General features: G+C 59.6%; 21 protein-coding genes. 9 read left to right on the top strand and 12 right to left on the bottom strand.

The genetic code is table 11. From position 1 onward, the window contains the following. The first annotated feature begins 122 nt into the window (after nt 1–122). A complete protein-coding gene (locus tag AO726_RS10115) occupies nt 123–1,181 on the top strand; it encodes a GGDEF domain-containing protein (protein WP_241492085.1) in 1,059 nt (352 codons plus the stop codon). Here AO726_RS10115 and pbpC read toward each other — a convergent pair. Beyond that, nucleotides 1,178–3,532, bottom strand: a complete 2,355-nt coding sequence (gene pbpC / locus AO726_RS10110) for a peptidoglycan glycosyltransferase PbpC (protein WP_058067930.1) — start codon at nt 3,530–3,532, stop codon at nt 1,178–1,180. The two genes, AO726_RS10115 and pbpC, sit on opposite strands and share 4 nt — an antisense overlap. Nucleotides 3,533–3,670: 138 nt before the next feature. On the opposite strand from pbpC, the gene AO726_RS10105 reads away from it, so the two are divergent. Next, complete coding sequence (locus AO726_RS10105) at nt 3,671–3,958, top strand: hypothetical protein (RefSeq protein ID WP_058067929.1); 288 nt, start codon at nt 3,671–3,673, stop codon at nt 3,956–3,958. Between the two features lie 43 nt (nt 3,959–4,001). Here AO726_RS10105 and AO726_RS10100 read toward each other — a convergent pair whose 3' ends face one another. The 4 genes from AO726_RS10100 to AO726_RS10085 form a co-directional block, all read right to left on the bottom strand. Next, nucleotides 4,002–4,406 carry a nuclear transport factor 2 family protein gene (locus AO726_RS10100; RefSeq protein ID WP_058067928.1) on the bottom strand — a complete coding sequence of 135 codons (405 nt, stop codon included), beginning with the start codon at nt 4,404–4,406 and terminating at the stop codon, nt 4,002–4,004. Further along, nucleotides 4,396–4,824 (bottom strand): Rid family hydrolase, encoded by a 429-nt coding sequence (locus tag AO726_RS10095; protein ID WP_206542510.1) that lies wholly within the window; start codon nt 4,822–4,824, stop codon nt 4,396–4,398. The genes AO726_RS10100 and AO726_RS10095 overlap by 11 nt, the downstream gene beginning before the upstream one ends. Nucleotides 4,825–4,830: 6 nt before the next feature. Next, a complete protein-coding gene (gstA, locus tag AO726_RS10090; protein ID WP_058067926.1) occupies nt 4,831–5,442 on the bottom strand; it encodes a glutathione transferase GstA in 612 nt (203 codons plus the stop codon). 154 nt (nt 5,443–5,596) lie between these two features. After that, the gene (locus AO726_RS10085) at nt 5,597–6,523 is read right to left on the bottom strand and encodes a LysR family transcriptional regulator (RefSeq protein ID WP_177330546.1); all 927 of its coding nucleotides are present in this window, start codon (nt 6,521–6,523) and stop codon (nt 5,597–5,599) included. Nucleotides 6,524–6,622: 99 nt separating this feature from the next. Here AO726_RS10085 and AO726_RS10080 point away from each other — a divergent pair, with 99 nt between their 5' ends. Beyond that, the gene (locus AO726_RS10080; protein WP_152987266.1) at nt 6,623–7,996 is read left to right on the top strand and encodes an MFS transporter; all 1,374 of its coding nucleotides are present in this window, start codon (nt 6,623–6,625) and stop codon (nt 7,994–7,996) included. Nucleotides 7,997–8,163: 167 nt separating this feature from the next. Here AO726_RS10080 and AO726_RS10075 read toward each other — a convergent pair whose 3' ends face one another. From AO726_RS10075 to AO726_RS10050, 6 genes are read right to left on the bottom strand one after another with little or no spacing between them, the layout of a single operon-like run. Beyond that, on the bottom strand, nt 8,164–8,730 hold the full coding sequence (locus tag AO726_RS10075) for a UbiX family flavin prenyltransferase (RefSeq protein ID WP_058067924.1): 567 nt from the start codon (nt 8,728–8,730) through the stop codon (nt 8,164–8,166). After that, nucleotides 8,717–10,225 (bottom strand): UbiD family decarboxylase, encoded by a 1,509-nt coding sequence (locus tag AO726_RS10070; protein ID WP_058067923.1) that lies wholly within the window; start codon nt 10,223–10,225, stop codon nt 8,717–8,719. Before AO726_RS10070 ends, AO726_RS10075 begins: the two co-directional genes overlap by 14 nt. Then, nucleotides 10,222–10,521 carry a hypothetical protein gene (locus AO726_RS10065; protein ID WP_058067922.1) on the bottom strand — a complete coding sequence of 100 codons (300 nt, stop codon included), beginning with the start codon at nt 10,519–10,521 and terminating at the stop codon, nt 10,222–10,224. Before AO726_RS10065 ends, AO726_RS10070 begins: the two co-directional genes overlap by 4 nt. 15 nt (nt 10,522–10,536) lie before the next feature. Beyond that, on the bottom strand, nt 10,537–11,571 hold the full coding sequence (locus AO726_RS10060; RefSeq protein WP_082629102.1) for a hydroxyacid dehydrogenase: 1,035 nt from the start codon (nt 11,569–11,571) through the stop codon (nt 10,537–10,539). Next, nucleotides 11,568–12,440, bottom strand: a complete 873-nt coding sequence (locus tag AO726_RS10055) for a TauD/TfdA dioxygenase family protein (RefSeq protein ID WP_058067921.1) — start codon at nt 12,438–12,440, stop codon at nt 11,568–11,570. The genes AO726_RS10060 and AO726_RS10055 overlap by 4 nt, the downstream gene beginning before the upstream one ends. Nucleotides 12,441–12,466: 26 nt before the next feature. Continuing rightward, on the bottom strand, nt 12,467–13,762 hold the full coding sequence (locus tag AO726_RS10050; RefSeq protein WP_206542509.1) for an aminotransferase class I/II-fold pyridoxal phosphate-dependent enzyme: 1,296 nt from the start codon (nt 13,760–13,762) through the stop codon (nt 12,467–12,469). A 141-nt stretch (nt 13,763–13,903) separates the two neighbouring features. Between AO726_RS10050 and AO726_RS10045 the strand changes: the two genes are divergently transcribed. Then, entirely contained in the window at nt 13,904–14,830 is a 927-nt protein-coding gene (locus AO726_RS10045) for a transcriptional regulator GcvA (protein WP_058067920.1), read from the top strand. 397 nt (nt 14,831–15,227) lie between these two features. Continuing rightward, the gene (locus AO726_RS10040) at nt 15,228–15,674 is read left to right on the top strand and encodes a thioesterase family protein (protein WP_058068005.1); all 447 of its coding nucleotides are present in this window, start codon (nt 15,228–15,230) and stop codon (nt 15,672–15,674) included. A gap of 692 nt (nt 15,675–16,366) precedes the next feature. Here AO726_RS10040 and AO726_RS10035 read toward each other — a convergent pair. Continuing rightward, entirely contained in the window at nt 16,367–17,062 is a 696-nt protein-coding gene (locus tag AO726_RS10035; RefSeq protein ID WP_058067919.1) for an aspartate/glutamate racemase family protein, read from the bottom strand. A 246-nt stretch (nt 17,063–17,308) separates the two neighbouring features. Between AO726_RS10035 and AO726_RS10030 the strand changes: the two genes are divergently transcribed. The 4 genes from AO726_RS10030 (at nt 17,309) to AO726_RS10015 (ending at nt 20,782) form a co-directional block, all read left to right on the top strand. Next, entirely contained in the window at nt 17,309–18,289 is a 981-nt protein-coding gene (locus AO726_RS10030) for a sulfite exporter TauE/SafE family protein (RefSeq protein ID WP_058067918.1), read from the top strand. 135 nt (nt 18,290–18,424) lie between these two features. After that, on the top strand, nt 18,425–19,699 hold the full coding sequence (locus AO726_RS10025) for a bifunctional O-acetylhomoserine aminocarboxypropyltransferase/cysteine synthase (RefSeq protein ID WP_058067917.1): 1,275 nt from the start codon (nt 18,425–18,427) through the stop codon (nt 19,697–19,699). A gap of 110 nt (nt 19,700–19,809) precedes the next feature. Continuing rightward, entirely contained in the window at nt 19,810–20,244 is a 435-nt protein-coding gene (gene trxC, locus AO726_RS10020; protein ID WP_058067916.1) for a thioredoxin TrxC, read from the top strand. 94 nt (nt 20,245–20,338) lie between these two features. Beyond that, nucleotides 20,339–20,782: a YiiD C-terminal domain-containing protein gene (locus tag AO726_RS10015; RefSeq protein WP_058067915.1), complete on the top strand. Its 444-nt coding sequence runs from the start codon at nt 20,339–20,341 to the stop codon at nt 20,780–20,782. Nucleotides 20,783–20,827: the final 45 nt, after the last annotated feature.

Genomic DNA, 20,827 nt, shown 5'->3' with positions numbered 1-20,827 from the left:
ACAGCTTTTTTCTGGCGAAACGGGTATCCTCACCTAGTCTTTAGTGTGATTTTTTCCCCATGCCTCTTCGTCAAGTTCCCCGGCATCCCGCAGAGTTCGCACTCTGGCGAGAAGTGCAAGATATGCACGGCCGCTCAGCCATGGCCGGTATCTATTACTTGCTGCCCTGGCCACTTATCTGGTTGTTCAGTAACGATCCTCAGGCCCTGATGGTGCCCGGCCTGATCGGGGTAGCTGTTTCCGTTACCTTGTTCGCCCTGCACCTGCGCCATCAGCCGCCTACGTCACAAAGCCCGCAAATCCTTAAGCGCTGGCTGAAAGTGCAATGGGCGTTAATCCTGTCTACCGCCCTCTGCTGGGGCGTAGTCAATGCAGCAGCGTTAACTCACGATCTGTTTGGCAAGTCTGAGGTCATTGCCACGCTCAGCACCGTCGCCTTCAGTACCGCCATTGTCTTCAACTTCGGTCTGCGCAAACTGCCTGTCGTGCTGGCGTTGTTGCTTCTGTATGTGCCTCCGCTGATCAGCCTGGCCATCGACTGGCGCGAGCAATATCCGCTGCTGGTGTCGCTGCTGGCCTACGCCAGCTACCTGCTGCTGGCCCTGCGCAAAAGTCACCGAGGCTACCGCCGCACGATTGAGCTGGAGCAACAGTTGCTGCGCCAGCAGGAACACCTCGACCAACTCAGTCGCACTGATGGCCTGACCCAGCTGGGCAACCGCTACCAGTTCAACAGCCTGTTTCCGAATATGGTGGCTTCAGCACAACGACAGAATCAGCCGTTATCACTGGTTTTGCTGGATATCGACCATTTCAAGCAGATCAATGATGTATACGGCCACGCCTGCGGTGACGAATGCCTGAGTGCATTTGCCGAGCGTATGCGTCTGCACTTTCGCCGTGCCAGCGACGCGCTGCTGCGTTTAGGCGGGGAAGAGTTCGGCGTACTGATGCCCAACACCCAGCTGGAACATGCCCAGGCCATGGCCGATCAGTTCCGTATAGAGCTGGCCAGCAGCTACTTCGCTGTAGGCAGTGAGCAGATTGTGCTGACCGCGAGTGTGGGTGTGGGCTGCTTTGAGCTGGAGCGGGATGTCACTGCCGCGGCCTTCTATAAGCGCGTCGACGATGCGCTGTATAAGGCCAAAAACGCCGGACGTAATTCGCTGGTGACTGTCTAATCAAACAGGCTGAACTGCACCTTGGCAGTCTGTCCGGTTTCATCCAGCACACTCAATTGATAACGCCCGTTGCGGCTGAAGCTGTGTTCAAACGCAGCCTCAGCCGCTGTCTCAGCCACCGGCTGGCCATCCACAAACCACCACAGCCGACCACTGCCGCCCAATGCAGACAGGCGCAGGCGCAGCGGCTCCACGCTATTGGCCGGACGGCGCAGGCGATCGCCCTCCTTCACCCCGACCACCGACAGCGGCGCAACTGCTCTGGCGTGCTGCGGCGGGCACTGTGCATCCACTGCAGGCAAACGGGCGCTGCGCCATTCGCGGCGCGGCAGCCACGGCTCAAGCGCGGCCGGCCACAGCAGCAGCGTCTGCTCGCGAGCGTCGTTGCAGGCGGCATCAACCCGTAGGCCAGCCGCGTTGACCCAATAACGCTCACGCAGGCCCTGGCCCAGAGGCTGGTCCTGCGCGAGCAGCGTCGGCGGCGTAGTACCATCCAGCGTCCAGGCAAAGCGTTGCTGGCGGCAGTTGGCGTCGTGTCTGTCCATCGGCTGCCCGGCGGGCCAACAGATCGCCGCCACACCGACCGAGTCCGGCTGCATATCCGCTGGCAGCGTGGCAGCCCGTTGTTCGCCCCGATTGCTCAGCAGGTCATGCACTTGCAGCATCAAGGGTGCCGCCGAAGCCAAGCCAAACTGGCCAGGCACCGGTGTACCGTCGGGGCGACCGATCCACACACCAACCAGGTAGCGCGGCCCCACGCCAATCGACCAGGCATCGCGAAAGCCATAGCTGGTGCCCGTTTTCCAAGCCAGTTGCGGACGCTCCAGCAGTGCGGTGGTCGGGTCACGATCTGGTCGCGCCTGGCCACTGAGGATGCGCCGGGTGATCCACGCAGCTCCGGGGGAAAGCAGCTGCCGCTCACGCAGTTGATCCTGCGGCTGCAGGCGCACAGCGGCGACTTTACCGCTGCGGGCAAAAGCGCTGTAGCCCGCCACCAGTTCTTCCAATTGGCTGCCAGCGCCGCCGAGAATCAGCGCCAAATTTGGCTGTGCTAAAGGTGGAATGCGCAACGGCACACCGGCTGCGCGCATTTCTCCGGCAAAACGCTTCGGCCCGTATGCCTCCAGCAACTGCACAAAAGGCAGGTTGAGTGAGCGTGCCAGGGCCGAGCTCGCGGCCACTGGCCCACTGAAGCCGCTGGAAAAGTTGCCGGGGCGATAGTCGCCATAGCGTCTGGGCACGTCTTGCAGCAGAGATTCGGAATGGATCAGCCCTTCATCCAGCGCCATGCCAAACAAGAAGGGCTTCAAGGTTGAGCCCGGTGAACGCACCGAGCGGATCATGTCCACATGACCGAAACGCTTGGCATCGGCAATATCCACCGAGCCGACATACGCCCGAGCCGCCATGCTCGAATGCTCCACCACCAGAATCGCTGCCGAGGTGCGCTCCGGCAAACGTGCCCGCCAGCCCAGTAGCAAGTCTTCAAGGCGCAGCTGCAAGGCCGCATCCACCGTGGTGCGGATCAGCGGCGGGCTGCCGGGTTTGTTCAACCGGCGCGCCAGCAGCGGAGCCAGCTTCGGCTCCTGACGCGGAGCCAGAATCACCGGTTCCTGCAGCGCATCGTCCACTGCTGCTGACGGCCACACTGCAAACTCGGCCAGCCGCTGCAGCACTTTGTCCCGCGCAGCCTGCGCCCGCTGAGGATGACGATCCGGACGCAGGCGGCTCGGCGCTTGCGGCAACACCGCCAACAACGCAGCTTCGGCGCGGGTCAGTTGCGCCGGCGATTTGCCCAGATAGGCCCAACTGGCCGCTGCAACTCCCTGCAAGGTGCCGCCAAACGGTGCGCGGTTGAGGTACAGGGTGAGGATTTCATCCTTGGACAGGTGCCATTCCAACTGCAGAGTTCGCCACAGTTGCTTGAGCTTGCCGACGTAGCTGCGCGAGTGAGGATCAAGCAGCCGCGCCACCTGCATCGACAAGGTGCTGCCGCCGGACAATACGCGCCCACCGCTAAGGTTCTGCCACGCCGCACGCCCCAGCGCCAGCGGGTTAACCCCCGGATGCTGGTAGAACCAGCGGTCCTCATAGGTCAGCAGCGCTTCAAGGTAATAGGGCGACACCTCCTGCGGGCTGACCGGATAACGCCAAACACCGTCCGCATCTGCAAAACGCCACAGCGGCGTGCCATCTTCGGCCAGCACCACACGAGCCAGATCATCCTCGGGCAGCGGCAGCGGAAACAGCCGGTCAGCGCCCCATAACAGCACGACGACAACCAGCGGCAGCGCCAGCCATCTGTAGCCTGGGCGTCGGGCGTACGCGGCAAAATGTTGGGTCCAGCTCACTGACACTTCATTCCTTGACTGATGCAGAGCGTGCGAGATCGGATGCAATCGACAACAACGCACACATTGTGTCAAATGACCGCCTCATTTCGCGCCCCACTCTACAGGCAAACTGACCGTAATTAAGGAACGACGACAGTGGATGGTTTTTTCGAAACGCTCGGCGAGGCCGTAGGCACCTTTATTCGGTTTATCGTGGAAAACCTCGGTGCACTACTCAGTGCCATGGGCGGCATCATCGGCAGTTTTATCACCGGTCTGTCTAATGCCCTGGGAGTAACCCCCTCGCTGCTCAGCCTGGTAGTCCTGCTGCTTGGCTTGTGGCTGCTGTATGTGGGGTGCCGGGCGTTCGTGCGCAAATCCTTTATTGCCGGAATCATCTGGCTGCTGCTCGGCCTCTGGTTGCTCAGCGGGCTAATTTCCTGAGCATCCCGCCGACTGCTCCGAGAGCTGGCACACACCGAGTCGCTCACGTTACTTCGGGGACCAAGGCCGGCTTGAGCGGCGTCGCTTGATAGACCAGCAGTTGCCATTGTTCATCGGTCTTCTTCCACGCCATGAGCGTTCGGTTATGCAGTTGTTTTCGCATGCCCCCGGAGGTGACAGTGGCGACCATTTCCCCAGCCGCGATCGCCAGTTCACCCGCTCGGGTCACTTTGTCGATTTGATGGTTCAAGGTGTGATAGATGAACTCCCGGGAGCGACATTTCTCAAGGTAGCTCTTCAGATCGTCGACCACACCGCTGGAGTGGACGTAGGTCAGGTTCGGGTGGAACAGATAGCTGAAGATATCAAGTTGACCGTCGAGCATGGCGGCACTGCGTTGTGCTTCGCAGGAGCGGATCACCTGCTCGATTTGATCGTTATGCGTCATATGCCGTTTCTCGAGCCGCGGTGACGATGATTTCGATCAGCAGCTTGCCGCCCAGGTCGACGCCGTAACAGGCGCGCTGCGGCCAGTGCTGCGGGTTGTCGCCGATCCAGCGGGCCCAGATTTCATCGACCACGGTTTTGCTGCCCATGTCCGCCAGCAGCACCTGGGCTGAGAGCATGCGCGAAGGGTGGGAGCCGAGACTTTCGAGGCTGGCGCTCAGGGCGGCGAGAGCCTGGTGGGTCTGCCCGACGATGTCCAGCGAGGTGTCCGGGGAGGTTGCGACCGTGTAAACGATGTTGGCGTAGGCGCAGGAACGACTACGTCCTGCGTGGCCACTTGGGACGCGTTCAATGGTCTGCATAGAGGTCTTCATCCAGGTTGAAGTGGGCAGAGACCAGCAGCGACTGGCCTCTGTCATCCGTGATTAAACCAGCTGCGTTGCCTCTTCCGCGGCAATCGCGGCCTGTACGCTTGGGCGTGCTTGGATGCGCTCCATAAACAAAGCGAGTTCCGGCCAGTCCTTCACATCGATATTGAAGAACGGCAGCCACTTGAGCACGGCGAACAAGTAGGCGTCGGCCAGACCGAAGGTGCCCAGCAGGAAGTCTTTATTGACCAAGCCCTTGTTCAGGTAGTCCAGACGCTTGAACAGCTTCTGGCGGAAGATTTCCTTGGTCTGTTCAGGAATGTCGGCGTTGAACAGCGGCGCGCTACCACCATGGATTTCCGAGGTGATGAAGTTCAGCATTTCCTGCAGGCGGGTGCGTTCCCAAGTGCCGTTGGCCGGTGCCAGGGAATTGCCCGGCACCAGGTCGGCCAGGTATTGCACGATGGCCGGGCCTTCGGTCAGCACCTGGCCGTTGTCCAGCACCAGCGCGGCCACGTAACCCTTTGGGTTAATGTCGCGGAAGTCACGGCCGTCAGCTGTGGCCTTGGTCTTATTGTTGACCCGGATCAGTTCGAAAGGCAGGCCGAGTTCACGCAGTACGATATGCGGCGAAAGGGAGCAAGTCATGGGGGCAAAGTACAGTTTCATAGGTATCTCCTTATAAATGGGCCACACGTCCCCGAACGAGTGATGTTCTAGGCCGGAAACGGCTGTGAGCCTCGTCCCAGATATATTGGTGTCATGGCATTGATCGGTAAAATTACGATCTTATGAGCCCATCATTAGGTGCTCTTATGGCCATTTAGGCGACTTTCACTTCGGTACTGCGAACGGTCATCGGGATGTCGTTGCTGAGGGTCGATTTGCGGATTTCATTGAGAAACGCCAGGGCAGAAGGCGTGCGTTCGCCAGCAGCTGAGCACACCAAGCCGAACTCACGATAGATCGGCTTGCTCAACTCGAAGACCCGCATGCCCCGGCGGTCCACCGGCAGGGTCGAGGCCGGCACGATGGAAATGCCCATGCCTTCGCTGATCAGCGCAAACGCCGTGGTCCAGTCGCGCACGGTGATCTTGATGTCCTTGAGCTTGAGGCCTTCGCGTTCGACCAGTGATTGGCCATTGAGGTGGCAACCACCGGTAGCGAGGATGAACGGTTCTTCCACCAGATCCTTGAGGGCCACGGTGCTGGACGAGGACTTGCGCGCCAGGTAGTGATCGGTGGGCACTACAGCCACCCACGAGTCGCGGCCCAGCAGCAGTGCGCCACTGGAAGGGCTGGGGTTCATCACCACGCCCAGGTCGATGCTGCTGTTGGCCAGCCATTGCTCGACTTCCTCGTCAGTGCCTTCGAGGGTAACGATCTCAATGCCGGGGTGCAGTCGACTGAAGCTTTGCAGCAGCGGCGGCAGCAGGTTGGCGAACACCGAAGGAAAACTGGCGAGTTTGATCCGCCCCAGATGGCAACCGCGCGAGGCATCTACCAAATTCTGGATTGATTCGAACTCGCTGAGCATGCGCCGCGCGCGTTCAACGATCTGTTGCCCGATGGCGGTCACGGTGGTCTGGCGGCGGTCGCGCACGAAGACTTTCACCCCCAGCGCTTCTTCCATTTGTGTCAGGGCCTGACTGGCGCCCGACTGGGTAATGCCGTAGCGCTCGGCGGCGCGGGAAACATTTTCGGCGTCAGCCACGGCAACCAGCAGGCGCCAATGCATTAGGTTCATCATCTCAGTAGTTCCTCTTATGTTCGACTAATCGAGATTTAATTTTACGGAGCACCCGCTCCGACTCAGGATCACACCTGAATACACAGTGAGGTGTTGAAAGTGGGCAAAACCCTGTCAATGGATCTGGCGGCCAGACCTGCTTCGGCGGCTCCGGTTCTGGTGAGCGTGGCGTTGAGTTCGTTCATGGTCGCAATGGATGTAACGGCGCTGAACGTGGCGCTGCCAAGCATTGGGCATGACCTGGCAACGGGGATGGATCGTCTGCAATGGATTGCCGGCGCCTACACCCTTGTGTTTGCCAGTCTGCTGTTGTCCGCTGGGGCGCTGAGCGATCGGCTGGGCGCGCGGAGAGTGTTTCTATTCGCCCTGTTGGTGTTTACCGGTGCGTCGGTAGCCTGCGCTCTGGCGCAAGGCGTGGTCGAGCTGATTGCCGCACGGGCGGTTCAGGGTATCGGTGCGGCGCTGATGCTGCCCAGCTCCATGGCATTGCTGGTCGGGGCGTATCCCGGTCCCAAGGAGCGAGCCAAGGCAGTGGCCTTGTGGGGTGGGATCTCGGCGCTCGCGCTGGTGAGCGGTCCATTATTTGGCGGCATGCTGGTGGAACTGGTCGACTGGCGTTCGATTTTTTATCTGAACGTACCGTTCAGCCTGATCGCCTTGGGCTGTTGCGCGATACGCAGCAGTCGCATTGGCATCCAGCCGCGTGCTATCGACTGGGTGGGGCAGCTACTCTCGGCACTGGCGCTGGTGTCGTTGATCTTTACCCTGATTGAAGGGCCGGTGTGGGGCTGGGCCAACGTCTGGATAATCGCGACATTGCTGGCGGCGCTGGTTTGCGCTGCAGCGTTCATCTATTCGCAGCGTGCCCAGCGTGAACCGATGCTGCCGCTGAATCTGTTCGAGTCGAGAACCTTTTCTGTCGCCATCGGTGCCGGGTTTCTGCAAACCCTGGCGTATTACGGCAGCCTGTTCGTCCTGCCCTTCGCGTTGCAAGGCCAGGGCCGCACGCCGGTGGAGATTGGCCTGGCAATGATCCCGATGACCATTGCCACCGGGGTGATGGCAAGCCTTTCAGGGCGTTTGTCCAACGCCTTCGGAGCCCGATCGATGGGCGCAGCCGGCATGCTCTGCGGCGCGCTCGGGGCGGCGTTGCTGGCGTTGTATGGTCTGGATCGCGTCAGCTTAGTGATCGGCGGGCTGCTGATCGGCCTGGGCGGTGCAACGTTGCCAGTGATCGTCGGCGCTTGTCTGGCGAGCGTGCCGAGCAGCAAGGTCGGCGTCGGTTCTGGGGTACTCAATGCCGCGCGCCAATGTGGCGGGGTAACCGGTATCGCCTTGCTCGGCGCCACCCTCGAAGGGCCAGGACGCGCCACTGGCGCCTTGTCGATCATAGCTCTGGCGTTTGTTGCTGCCGGCCTGTTGACCGTGTTGTGGCTATACACCGACGAGGTCGATGTCGTGAGTGAATGCTGACCGACGCGCCGAAGCGCAGCCGGTGAGTGTTACAGTGAATCGACGTTGCATTTGCCTGCCCTGTATCGGGCAGGCAAATGCAACGCTGTTGTGTGGTCAGGTTGTGAAAGAGCGAATCGGCAAGGCGCCGAAGCACGCTTGTCGAAAGTGCAGCCCAGCGCGATGTTTCAACCCCAGCGACGTACCGTCCCGGTGTCCAGTCCCAATAGATCAAGCATGCGGCCAACCGTGTGGTCGACCATGTCTTCGATGGATTGCGGCCGGGCATAGAACGCCGGCACCGGCGGCATTACGATGCCGCCCATTTCACAGACCTGGGTCATGCTGCGCAGGTGCCCCAGGTGCAGCGGGGTTTCCCGCACCATCAGAATCAAGGGCCGGCACTCCTTAAGCGTCACGTCGGCTGCGCGACTGAGCAGGCTGCCGGTGATGCCGCTGGAGATTTCCGAAAGGCTTTTGATCGAACAGGGTGTCACCACCATGCCTAGGGTCTTGAACGAGCCGCTGGAAATCGAAGCACCGATGTCCGCCGGATCGTGGACGACGCAGGCAAGGGCTTTGACATCCGCCACTTTCATGTCGAGTTCATGAGCCAGGGTGACTTGCGCCGATTTGGTCATCACCAGATGCGTGGTGATGCCCAGCTCTCGCAGCAGCACCAGAGTGCGCACGCCGTAAATCACCCCGCTGGCACCGCTGATGCCGACCACGATGCGCCGTTCAGGGGTGCTCATGGGTATCCACCGCCGTGTCGAAGGCAGTCACCACCGGGGCTTCGCCCGGCAGCCCCAGATCGCTCCAGCGCTCGCGCACCCGTTCGTAGACCGACTGACGTAGCAGCGTGCGGGTCGGGAAATTGCGGATGTTGCGGTAGTCCTTGCAGGCGTTGATCAGGGCTTTGGAGCCGAAGAATCGTTTTTCCGGCGGGTTCTGTGCTGGGTCCAGCGGCGAGCCACGGGTGTTGCGCAGTATGTCGATGTCATCGCTCGGCGTGGCGCGGGTGGCCATGGCCCACAGCACCTGATTCATGTCGGTCGGGTCGACGTCCTCGTCCACTGCGACGATCCATTTGGTGATGTACGCACCACCCGGCACCTGGCCGGCGAGGGACAGAGCCTGTGCGGCATGCCCGGCGTATTTCTGTTCGAGACTAATGACAATCATGCCGAAGGCGCCGGCAGCGGCTGGCGGGCAGTACACACCTTTGATGCCCTGGATGCCGAGCTTGTCGAGGTCGTTCCAGATCTTCGCCGAGCGAATGGTGGAGAAAAACGCGCTCTGCTCGTTCGACGGGAAATCGGCCATCAGCGCGCTGGTCAGAATCGGTCGGGTGCGATAGTGCAAGGCGGTGACTTCGATCAGCGGGCAGTCGATGTCTTTATAGCCGTAGTAGCCGGTAAACTCGCCGAACGGCCCTTCTTCGCGGGTCGAGCCCGGGCGGATAACGCCCTCGATGACAATTTCCGCCGCAGCCGGAATCAGCAGGTCGGAGTTTTTCGCACGCACCACTTCAACCGGTTTGCCCTTGATACCACCGGCAAAATCGTACTCGCTGACGCCCGGCGGCAACGATTGCGACCCCACCACCATCATCAATGGATCGACGCCCCATGCTGCCGCAACGGGCAGTGCTTCACCTCTGGCCCAGGCCTGATGGATATGCCGCAGAGCGTCCTTGCCCGGTGCCAGTGACAGGCCAACCTCGCGCGGTCCCTGAATCATCATTCGATACGTACCGACGTTGAGGTAACCGGATTCCAGATCCCGGGTGAACACCGCGTCTGCCGTGCCAGCGTAGGCACCGCCGTCGCGCGGCCAGTGTTTGGGGATCGGCAGACGGGTCAGGTCGATGTCATTGCCGGTGAGGGTGTTCTGGTAGATCGGCGCGCTTTCGGCGGCGATCTCAAGCGGGGCGATGCTGTGTTTGAGCTTGTCCTTGGTACGCTGGATCAGTTCCATGACCGGCGTGTCCGGGGCCTCTTCGAGGGTGATCGCGGTGCGCGCCACGCTCGGGCCGAAGATGTTCCACAAATGACGCAGACCCAGTGGCGAATCCACCTGATCGAAAAGCACCGCCGGTGAGGCGGGCTGGCGGGCCACCAGGTAAGTGATAGCGCTCATTTCTTCAATCGGGTCGACGGCTTGCGAGACGGTTTGCAGTTCGCCGATTTTCTCGGCCCGTGCCAGCCAGTCGCGCAGGTCGGCAACCGGTGCAATCAAATCGTTCATATTGAGTATCCGCAGGGACTGAATAGAAAAACGGCGGCAATGCTCACGTTCTTGAAGAAATGCACGAACAGCGCTGCGATCGGCCCGATCCAGAAGCCCAACAGCAGGGCCAGTTCATCGGAGAGTTCGACGATGGTGACGACGATCGCAGTGAACTCCGGAATCGATGCATCCACCGATATGAGGTTGGTCACGAAACTGCCGTGGTCGGTGACGAAGCTGAAACCGAAGTAGCCGTAGAGGATCGGGGTCATCGCGTCACGCTGGTCATCGAACAGCTGATTGCGTAAGTGCATTCCATTGCTCACAAGTCAGATCGGGTAAGGGATCGCTTCGGCGGAATCCGCTTGCACCAGGTGAGTCGCCCGGTCGAACACCTGCGGGTTCACCGCGTTGTCGCGGTTCGGTACGGCGTCGAAAACGTTGAGCACGTTGCCGGCGGCCAGTTTCGCCATGCGGCTGACCGCCTCGCGCGAAACCCCGGCCAGGTGCGGCGAGCAGATCACGCTGTCGAGACTCAGCAGGCCGGTGCCGTATGGCGGCGGCTCAGGAAGGAACACGTCGAGTGCCGCACCGGCGAGGCGTTTTTCTACCAGCGCCTGATACAGCGCCTGCTCGTCGACGATGCCGCCACGGGCGGTGTTGATCACGTAGGCATGCGGTTTCATCAGGGCCAGACGTTCGGCAGACAGCAGGCCGACCGTTTCGGCGGTTTTCGGGCAGTGCAGGCTCACATAATCAGCGCTCGACAACGCCTGTTCCAGCACGGCGACCTGCTCCACGCCTTGCGGCAACTGGCGTGGCGAGAGGTACGGGTCGTACACCTTGACCCGCATCCCCAGCGCCACCAGCAACGTGGCGACACGGGCGCCGATCCGCCCGCAGCCGACCAGCAGCACTTCGCGACCTTCCAGTTCCGTAGGCAGGTAGTCGTAGCGCTGATGCCAGTTGCCGTCGCGTACCAGATCGGTAAGCGCTTCGGTGCGCTTGGCCAGCGACAGCATGAAGCCCAGGGTGTGTTCCGCCACGGCCCGGTGGTTGGCGTTGGCGCAAACCATTACCGGAATCCCTGCCTCGGTCATCGCCGGAATATCCACCGCGTCAAAGCCGACGCCGATCCGCGACACCACTTGCAAAACCGGGGTGCGTTGCAGTTCGGCGCTGCCGAAGCGGGTCAGGCCGAGAATCACGCCGTGAACTTCATCGAAGCTCTCGAGCAGGACCTGGAACTGGTCCTGCTCGATGGTGTTGGCAAACTCCACCACTTCGATGTCGTCACGCTCGCGCAGCATTTGCTTGCCTTCGGCGCCCAGAATATGGGCGATCAGTACGCGCTTCTTGCTCATGCGACATGCTCCTGCAGCACGCTCGGGGCAAAGAACTCACCGTCGTTAACGCCGATGCGGAACATCACCCGCTGGGCGTCGCGCGGCAACTCGGTTGCGCAATGCAGTACCGAACGGTTATCCCAGATCAGCAGGTCGTTGGGCTCCCACTGGTAGTTGAAGATCCGCTCCGGCGTCAGGGCAAACGCGAACAGCTCATCAAGCAGGGCTCGACTTTGCTCCTGCGAATAACCACTGATGCACGTGGTGTACCCCGGATTGACGTAGAGGCTTTCTCGATGGGTGCGCGGGTGTACAGCAACGGTCGGGTGGGTACTGGCCGGAAAGGTCTGCTCCAGGCGCGCGAAGATTTCCTGGATCGATTCCCCGACATCGTCCTCCTTGACTTTGTAGGTCCAGCGCACGTCGTGTACCGCCTGACGATTTTTCACCCGCTCGTACAACTCCTTTGGCAGGTCGTCATACACCGACTGCATGTCCACGAACAGCGTGTCACCGCCCGCTTCTGGAAGCAGTTGCGCATGGAGCATGGTCAGAGGCAGGGGCTCGGTCAGATAGCTGGAGTCGCTGTGCCACATGTTGCCGAGTTTGCGCGCACCGACAGCGCCGGAGCCGTTGCGGTTGTTGATCACCAGAATGTTCGGGTACGCCGGATCGTGGTAACTCTTGAGCTTGAACTGTTCGAGTTCGCCGAAGCACGCCGCGAACTGCTGATAGCCCTCACGGGTCAACGTCTGGTTTTTCAGCGCCACCACTTTGCGCTCGTAGAGCAGCTCCTGAATGCCACGAATCTCATCCAGCGAAGCCGTGTTGATATCGAAGTCCGTCACTGCCGTGACGAAGGTTTCTGCTAAATCAGTTCGCTTCACGGTAAAAGTCTCCTGTACGACATCAGTCAAACGGCCAGCGCAGGCTGGAGCTCGGCGGCGGTCGGGCCGCTGTCCAAGTGCACATCGCTGCTCTTGAGCATCAGGCTCAGGTCGAGGATGTCGGCCGGGTCGTGGGCGGCAGTGAGCGACATGCGCAGGGCTGCCTGACCGCGCGGTACGGTCGGGAAGAACACCACGGAAGCGTAGTGACCCTGTTGCAGCAGATGTTTACCCTTGGCGATGGCGGCTTCTTCGTTACCGATTCGCACAATGCGGATCGGCAGTTCGCTGCCGCTGGTTTCGGTCGGGACCAGGTTGTCGAACAGCTTCATGTTGTTGCGCAGCGCGTGTTGCAGCTTGTGCAGTTCTGGCGTGAGGTGGATTTCCGCCGAGGCCAGTGCCGCGCCCACGGCCGCGATATTCGGTGCGCAGGAGAACCCGTAAGTCGGAGCGTAGCGGCGGATCGAGTTTTCGATGTGCTTCGTGCCCAGCATCAGCAGGCCACCGGCGGCGCCGTAGCCTTTGCCCAAGGAGGCGGCGACGATGGTGTTCTCGTCCAGGCCGTCCAGTTGTGAACGGACGAAACCTTCACCGTGTTTGCCGACTACCGAAATGCCGTGGGCATCGTCCAGGTAGACGAAAAGGCCATATTTGTCTTGCAGCGCACGCAGTTCACGAACCGGTGCCGCGCCACCCATCGAGTACGCGCCGTCACCGACGTAGGCGACCTTGCGACCGCTCTGGCATAGACGCTCCAGATGTTCGAGGTCGTTGTGCTCAATGACGATCACCTCGGTCTCTTCGCGCAGAACCGGGATGTGGTATTGCAAGGTCACGTGGGCGAAACGGTCGAACGCAATCAGCGGCTTCTCACCACCGGTGAACAGGCCAGCGGCCAGCAGCGGCAAGGCACCCATGTTTGCAGCGGCTACGGTTGGAAACACCACCACGCCGTTGACATCGAACAGCTTGGTCAGGGTGTGCTCCAAGCGTACCAGCGGCTCGGCGGCCAGCCGGGTGCGGGCAACCGAAAAGTGCGTCGAGGGGATTTCTTCCATCAAGTCCTTGGCGGCGGCAAGCACTTTGGGGTGGGAGTCCAAGTTAAGGTAACCGCAGCGGGTGTAGTCGATCACTTCCTTGCCGCTGGTTGCGATTTCGATACGGCGGTTGTCGAGCACACGGCAGGAAACCCCCATCAGACCCTCTTCATACGCGGCGTCGAAATGCGGGCGGCTGATTTCAGCCATTCTCGAGGCATTGCGAGCTTTCAGTTGTGGCGTTTTTTCGTCCGGGCTGCTGTTGAGTTCAACTGTCTTATTCACTGTGATCTCATCCTTTGAGTGGTCGATTCCAGGTCGTTGTGGCTTGTAAGCGACACCAGAATCCACGACCTCTGAAACATTTTGCAAAGGACTTCTTGAGTGCTACCTTATGACAAAATCTCATGAGCATTACGAAATCTTATGGTCGCTCGGATTCCCTCTCTCAATGGATTGAAAGCGTTCGAAGCGGCTGCCCGGCATATGAGCTTTACCAAGGCCGCCGAAGAGCTGAACGTTACGCAGACGGCCATCAGCCATCAGATCCGCCGACTGGAAGATGAACTGGGCATTCGCCTGTTTCTGCGCCTCAAGGATGGTCTGGCGCTGACCACCGAAGGTCATGCGTACCTGCCCGGCATTCGCTCGGCGTTCCATGAATTGCGTTACTCCACGGAGATGTTGCTCGAATCAACCAACAACAGCGTCTTAACGATCAGCACCCTGGTGTCCCTGGCCTCCAAATGGCTGCTGCCGCGTCTGGCATCGTTTCAGAACGCGTTCCCCAACATTGACGTGCGGGTCACCGCATCCACCGAACTGGTAGATTTTCGCAAGGGCGGCATCGACGCGGCGATCCGCTACGGTTTTGGCGACTGGAAAGGCTTGCGTGCGGACTGGCTCATGTCCGACGAGATTTTTCCGGTCTGTAGCCCCAAACTGCTGACCGGCCCCAAAGCCTTGAAAAGCCCGGTCGATCTGGCCAATCACACCTTGCTGCAAGTCAGCGGCATGACCAGCAACGACTGGAACATGTGGTTGAGCGCGGCGGGGCAGCCGAAGAAACTCGCCGAAGGCACGCGGCTGACCTTCGACCTAGCGATGATGGCGGTGCAGGCCGCCATCGACGGTCTGGGCGTGTGCATCGGACGTTCCACCTACGTTGACGACGACTTGAAGGCGGGCACACTGGTGGCGCCGTTCAATCTCAAGTTGAAGTCTGAGCTGGGTTTTTATCTGGTGACGCCGCTGGAAATCGCCAACTCGAAAAAAGTCGTGGCGTTCCGCACCTGGCTGATCGATCTGGTGCAGAACGCCGAATCTACTTCAGCTTCCGAAATCCTTAAATAAGCTCTGCGTTTGTCTGGGTAGGCATCAAACCCAAGGTCCGTATCAATCTCGGGCGGGTGTGATATCGCCAAAGCATGCGCCCCCACTCAAGCTCAGTACGTAGACCGCAAAGCTCAGCACTCTGATCGTCCTCCTGAACGCGCTGTTCCTCGGGGCTTGCTGCAGGCCTTAATCACTTTTCAGCGATTCAAGCTCTGTGAGTTGATCAGCCAGTTGTTTCTCTGGTTTTAGAAAATCAGAAGCCATTCCGGGAGATAGATTTGACCCGCTATAAGGGCAGTTGCCACAACCCACACAATGTTCATAAGTGCCATATCGTAAAATGTGGTTACTCAGTCCGTCTTAATCCTGAGCCCATAACGGATGCTATAGGCTCTCTTACTTTCAGGTCATGGCTATGGCGCGCTTAACACTCAAACTCCCCGAAGATCAGTTTTGTTACAGCACTCAACTGACAGTCCGGGTGACGGACATCAACGCTGCCAACCACCTCGGCAACGACTCGATGATTTCGATGATCTCCGAAGCCCGGGCCCGCTTTCTGTTCGATTTCGGCATTGAGGATGCGTCCGCAGATGGCGTCGGCATTATCGTCACCGATCTGGCCACCATGTACCGCGCCGAAGCCCATGCTCGTGACCAGCTGTTGTTTGAAGTCGGCGTCATGGACTTCAACAAATACGGCGGCGACATCATCTTCCGTATCACTCGCCCCGCCGATGACACTTTGATCGCGCTGGCTAAGTCCGGCTTTGTCTTTTTCAACTACAAGCTCGGTAAGGTCACGGCCATGCCTGAGGCCTTTATCAAAGCGTTCCCCTCGGTAAACTGGCTCAGTTCTTAAACTGCGCACCAATAGCGCACAACACGCTTTTAAACGGTGCAAAAGCCCACACCGAATTGCCCATCTACAACCAATAAGGTCCCGAAACAGGCCTGCCTTGCAGTTGGCACACTCTCTGCTTTAAGCACTGCACAAGTTTAAAAATGTGGCCGTCAACGACGATGGCTGTATTTCCCGAGATAACGGGACCTGGACAAAGGCGTCCTCGCTAGGTGACTGGCGGGACGCCTTTTTTGTTTTCTGCGGTTTCATTCTGGAGTTGGCCGGCATGAAAAAACTCAAGCTGCCCGGATGCAACTGACGTAACGGTGGGTAAGCCTATGGCCTTACACCACCCTACAAAAACACACGCCGCGTGGGTGGCTCACTATCGTAAGAACACCGCCAACTGCCCCTTCAGGAGGGTGACCGGAATTACCGTGGAAGAGGTTGAGCGGCATGGATGCCGCGAGAGTGGCGATGGGCCAGCGACGGCCCTTCGCGGCAGGCCTCTGGAGCGGTGATTCTGGGAACGAACCCGCAGCGAAGCTGCAGGGCCGTACGACGGGGCAGGCGGTTTTGGCTACTTTTCCCAAGACAGCCGAAGGTTGAACGTGCTTCAGCACGGTCCCGAAGGGGTTAGCGCAGCGAATCAAAGTGGCTCGCCCGGAAAGGGCGAAACCCATCCCCAAGCCCTGACACTCAGACCGAAATCACTCCCGCAACACCCACTCCACCCCCATCCCCACATGCAGTTCGGTGCTGTCCACCAGCGGTAACGCTGCATGGCTTCCTTCCAGCAACATCCCGATCTCGGTACAGCCCAGAATCGCCGCCTGAGCGCCCTGCTCTTTCAGCTCCTCCACAGCAGCCAAATAGAAATCACGGGAGGCAGGTAGGCACTGCCCTTGGCATAGCTCGGCAAAAATCACCCGGTCGATTTCGCCCATTTGCGTCACCGACGGCGTGATCACTTCGATCCCGAAACGGTCCTGCAAACGCTGCCGGTAAAAGTCTTCCTGCATGGTGAAGCGCGTCCCTAGCAGCGCGGCACGGCTGACGCCTTGAGCCTGCAACGACTGCCCCACTGCATCGCCAATATGCAGCAACGGGATATCCACAGCGGACTCTATTGCCGCCGCGACCTTGTGCATCGTGTTGGTAGCCAGCAGTAATGCACTCGCCCCTGCCCGTTGCAGGCCCAGTGCCGCATTGGCCAAAAGCTCGCCGGCAGCCTGCCAGTCCCCACTGCGTTGCAGAGCCGCTACTTCGGCGAAATCCACCGAATGAATCAGCAAAGGCGCTGAGTGCAGTCCGCCTCGCACATCACGAACTGCCTGATTCAACAGCCGATAGTAAGTGGCTGTGGACTCCCAGCTCATACCGCCCAATATGCCCAATGTGTGCATTGCTTCTCCCTGCTAACTAACGCCCCAAGCCATTACGGCGCGGGCTATGCTGATAGAGCCTATTGGGCAAGACCGGATAGACACAGCCACAGCTGGAGACTGAAACAGGCGAACAGCCTATCTGTTAAATCGAAAAGCTATATAAACCTTCCCAAACATTCTTAGACCATATAAAGAAAGGCGTTTATTCTCGCCGCCTGCTTTTCGCCCTGTTCTACCACCCACTGTCAGGCGCGCTTGTTCGTTATGAAAATCCGCAATCTGGACCTCAGCCAAAGCCCACTCAACGAAGAGCATGAGGCGCTGGGGCTACCACCCGTAGAAGACTTCGTTACCCATCCCGACAACCACCCTGTACTGCGTGCAGCTGTGTGGGCTGCGGCGCTGATTATGCTTGGCCTGCTGTCCTTCCTGGCCTGGCGTTTGTTCTTTGGTGATCACGGTGGCCACAGCGGCTTCGAAATCATCGAAGACACCCTGCACAGCCCGGCGTTTTGGAGCGCTGTCGCCGTCGGTTTCCTCGCCCAGGTGGTTGATGGCGCACTGGGCATGGCCTATGGCATCACCGCGACCAGCTTTCTGCTGACTGCCGGTGCCTCGCCCGCCGCAGCCAGCGCCAGCGTGCACATTGCTGAAGTGTTCACCACCGGCCTGTCCGGCATCTCTCACGCCAAGCTGGGCAACGTGAACAAATCCCTGTTCCTGCGCCTGCTGCTGCCGGGCATGATCGGTGCGATTCTGGGTGCAGTGCTGATTACCACGTTCGATGGCGAAGTGATGAAGCCTTTCATCTCCGCCTACCTGCTGATCATGGGTCTGTACATTCTGCGCAAGGCGTATCGCCATGTGCAGCAACAGCGCAAAGAGCCTAAGCACGTGGCCAAGCTGGCGATGTTCGGTGGTTTCGTTGACGCTGCCGGTGGCGGCGGCTGGGGCCCGGTTGTGACCAGCAGCCTGCTCGGTTCCGGCAGCGACCCACGCACCACCATTGGCTCGGTTAACTTCGCAGAGTTCTTCCTGACCATCACCAGCGCCGCCTCGTTCATCCTGCTTGCAGGCGAGCCATCCACCTGGCAGATGGTGGCAGGTTTGGTGCTGGGCGGTATGTTCGCCGCGCCGTTTGCCGCGCTGCTGTGCAAACACCTGCCAGCCCGTGTGCTGATGACGATTGTGGGATGTCTGATCACTGCCATCAGCGCCTTCAACATCTTCCAGGCGCTGAACTGAGGGCGCAGCGCGCTATAAGCCTCAGCTAAAACGATCTAGAAAAAGGGCCGGTTCATTGCCTCAGCGCATTGACCGGCCCTTTGCCATTGGCGATGCTGCGATTTTTCTTAACTGCCATAGTAAAGGAACATCCGCATGAAACTGGAAACTCTGGCCATTCACGCCGGTTACAGCCCAGACCCAACAACAAAGGCCGTTGCAGTCCCGATCTACCAGACCAGTTCATTCGCCTTTGACGACACTCAGCACGGTGCCGACCTGTTCGACCTGAAGGTTGCGGGCAACATCTACAGCCGCATCATGAACCCAACCAACGCCGTGCTTGAAGAACGCGTCGCCGCGCTTGAAGGCGGTGTTGCTGCTCTGGCGGTCGCATCCGGTATGGCTGCCATCACCTATGCGATTCAAACCGTGGCCGAAGCCGGTGACAACATTGTCTCCGTGGCCAAACTCTACGGCGGCACTTACAACCTGCTGGCCCACACCCTGCCGCGCATCGGCATCGAAACTCGCTTTGCTTCCCACGACGATATCGCCGGGCTGGAAGCACTGATCGACGATAAAACCAAAGCCGTGTTCTGCGAATCCATCGGCAACCCAGCCGGTAACATTGTCGACCTGCAAGCCCTGGCCGACGCAGCACACCGTCACGGCGTACCGCTGATTGTGGATAACACCGTGGCTACGCCGATTCTGTGCCGCCCGTTCGAACACGGCGCAGATATCGTCGTGCACTCCCTGACCAAATACATCGGCGGCCACGGCACCAGCATTGGCGGCATCGTAGTCGACTCCGGCAAGTTCCCGTGGGCCGAGAACAAAGAGCGCTTCGCGCTGCTGAACACACCGGACCCGTCCTACCACGGCGTGACCTACACCGAAGCCTTTGGCCCAGCCGCCTTTATCGGCCGCTGCCGCGTGGTGCCGCTGCGTAACACCGGCGCGGCGCTGTCGCCATTCAACGCCTTCCTGATCCTGCAAGGTCTGGAAACCCTGGCCCTGCGCATGGAGCGTCATACCGAAAACGCCCTGAAGGTCGCCCACTACCTGCAAAACCACCCACAAGTGGCGTGGGTGAAATACGCCGGTCTGCCGGATCACCCGGAACACGAACTGGCTAAGCGCTACACCGGCGGCAAGCCAGCGGCGATTCTGTCGTTCGGTATCAAGGGCGGCCAGGAAGCTGGCGCACGCTTTATTGATGCGCTGAAACTGGTGGTGCGTCTGGTCAACATCGGCGACGCCAAGTCCCTGGCCTGCCACCCGGCATCCACCACGCACCGTCAGCTCAATGATGAAGAGCTGGAAAGAGCCGGCGTACCGCGCGACATGGTGCGCCTGTCGATTGGCATCGAGCACAGCGACGACATCATCGCCGACCTGGAACAGGCGCTGGAGGCGTCGAAGTAAGGTTTGTACTGCCGTGCTGTGGATAGCAACTTACCCACAGCACGCAATTCCAGACTTGATATCCGACTAAAAGACTCCAGATAAGGGCTAATCCTGCTTCGGAGTCCGTCATGTCCAACCCTCTGCTTATCCCTTGCCCCAGCTGCAACGGGCTCAACCGTATTCCTTCCGAGCGCCTTGGTGATGCACCACGCTGTGGGCGCTGCAAAAGTGAAGTACTGCCGGCGGCTCCTTTCGAGCTGACTCAGGGCAACTTCGCCAGCCAATTAAAAGGTGATCTGCCTTTGCTGGTGGATGTATGGGCCGACTGGTGCGGTCCGTGCCGCAGCTTTGCCCCAATCTTCCAGCAAGCCGCACAACAGCTCCAAGGTCGTTGCCGTCTGGGCAAGCTCGACAGTGAGAACAACCCGCAGCTTTCCGGGCAACTGGGCATCCGCTCAATTCCCAGTCTGATCCTGTTTAAAGGCGGTGTTGAAGTGGCCCGCCAGAGTGGCGCCATGCCGCTGCCGCAATTGCTTGGCTGGCTACGCCAACAAGGCATCTGAGCGAATTGGTCAACCTACGTTGACGGCATGGTCATTAACGGCGACATAAGCAGCCGCTAGTCTGCCCACATAACAACTAGAGCGGAGTCGCCTCATGTCCATGCCCGTCGAGCTGGTGCGCCAACTCACTGAAGAGCAGATCGCCTTTATTAAACGCAGCAACCTCAAAGCCGAGGTGCTTGAGCCTGGGTTTGTACGGCTGCGCATGCCACTGGCGGGTAATCAGAATCACATTGGCAGCATGTATGCCGGTGCCTTGTTCACGCTGGCGGAACTACCTGGCGGTGCGCTGTTTCTGACCAGCTTCGACGTTCAGCGCTTCTATCCCATTGTTAAAGAGATGAATCTGCGCTTCCGCCGCCCGGCCACTGGCGATATTCGAGTAGAAGCCCGCCTCGAAAGTAACGAGATAGAGCGTTTACAGCGTGAGGCAGAAGATCAGGGCAAAGCCGAATTCACCCTGGAGCTGCAATTGACCAACGAAGCCGGCGAGGTCGTTGCAGAGAGTGTTGGTCTTTATCAGTTACGAACTCGCTGAATCTGGCCTTGTTCTGGCACGAAAATGCAGCTATCACTTGTGGCC

The sequence above is a fragment of the Pseudomonas sp. TTU2014-080ASC genome (assembly GCF_001446935.1).
Lineage (GTDB): Bacteria > Pseudomonadota > Gammaproteobacteria > Pseudomonadales > Pseudomonadaceae > Aquipseudomonas.
The sequence above is the reverse complement of the archived record's forward strand: the minus strand, read 5'-3'. Positions and strand labels throughout refer to the sequence as shown.